The sequence below is a fragment of the Streptomyces cacaoi genome (genome assembly GCF_006539165.1).
In the GTDB taxonomy this organism is placed as follows: domain Bacteria; phylum Actinomycetota; class Actinomycetes; order Streptomycetales; family Streptomycetaceae; genus Streptomyces; species Streptomyces cacaoi.
Window position 1 is genome coordinate 1 of the sequence record NZ_BJMM01000163.1, and the last position, 1,474, is coordinate 1,474.

The following is a 1,474-nucleotide window of genomic DNA, read 5'->3' on the forward strand; positions in this document are numbered from 1 at the left end:
CGTCCCCTTCGACCGGGTCGTCGACGCCGTCGTCACCGAACGCGACCCCTCCCGCACCCCGCTCGTCCAGGCGATGATGGTGCTCCAGACGAAGACCTGGGAGTCCGGCCGCGGCTCGGCCGTCCACTTCGAGGCGAGAGACCTGCCACGGCAGGACGCACAGTTCGACCTCACCATCGAGTTCTGGCAGGAGGCCGAGAGCATGCGGCTCTCGGTCAACTACAACACCGACCTGTTCGACGCCGCCACCATCCACCGGCTGGCCCGGCACATGGTCGCCACCATGGAGGCCCTCGCCGAGGACCCCGACCTGCCGCTGGCCCGGATGCCCCGCACCACCGCCGAGGAACGCGCCGAACTCCTCGACGACTGGGGCGACGGCGGCCCCGAACCGGCCGGCGCCGTCCTGCCGGAGGTCTTCGCCGCACAGGCCGCCCGCACCCCGGACGCCGTCGCTCTCGCCGGGGACGACGAGCAGCTCACCTACGCCGCGCTGGACGCCCGCAGCAACCGTCTCGCCCACACCCTGCGCGCCCACGGCGTCGGCCCCGAGACCCGCGTCGGCGTGTGCCTGCCGCGCGGCCTGGAACCGGTCGTGGCGCTGCTGGCCGTGCACAAGGCCGGCGGCGTCTTCGTCCCGCTGGACGCCGGCTACCCGCCCGAGCGCCTCGCCTACATGGTGTCGGACTCCGGCAGCGAACTGCTCGTCGCGACCGCCGCCACCCGCGGCACCGTGCCCGACGCCGGCATTCCCGTGCTGTTGATGGAAGACCTGGAAGGGGCGGCGGGCAGCGCGGGCGCTGAAGGCACCGAAGGCACGGACGCCGCAGCCGCCGCGCCGCCCGCCACGGCCCTGACCCCGCAGCACGCCGCCTACGTCTTCTACACCTCCGGCTCCACCGGCCGCCCCAAGGGCATCGTCCTGCCGCACGCCGGCGTCCTGCGCGTCGCCCGTGACCCGCGCCTGGGCTGCACAGCGGACGATGTCGTCGGCCAGTTCGCCACGCTCTCGTTCGACGCCAGCGCCCTGGAGATCTGGAGCGCCTTCGCCAACGGCGGCACCCTCGCCGTCTCCACGGCCCGCGTCCTGGCCGTGGCCGAACTGGGCGCGTTCCTGCGCCGCCACGGGGTCACCGTCGCCTGGCTGACCGCCGGGCTCTTCCACGAGGTCGTCGACACCGACGTCACCATGCTCGCCGGGCTGCGCCTCCTCATGGCCGGCGGCGACGCCCTGTCGGCGCAGCACTGCGCCACCGTGCGGGCGGAACTGCCCGAGGTCCGCCTCGTCAACGGCTACGGACCCACCGAGACGACGATCTTCGCGGCCGTCCACGCCGTCGACGAGAGCACCCTCGGCACCTCCGTGCCCATCGGCCGCCCCATCGGCCGCACCCGCGGCTACGTCCTGGACGCCTGGCTGCGCCCCGTCCCGGCGGGCGTCGCCGGCGAGCTGTACCTCGCGGGCGAGGGCCTC

General features: G+C 74.4%; 1 protein-coding gene. It reads left to right on the top strand.

Annotated elements, in window-relative coordinates:
• A partial coding sequence (locus SCA03_RS34735) for an AMP-binding protein (protein WP_141275902.1) occupies positions 1 to 1,474 on the top strand: 1,474 nt, incomplete at both ends.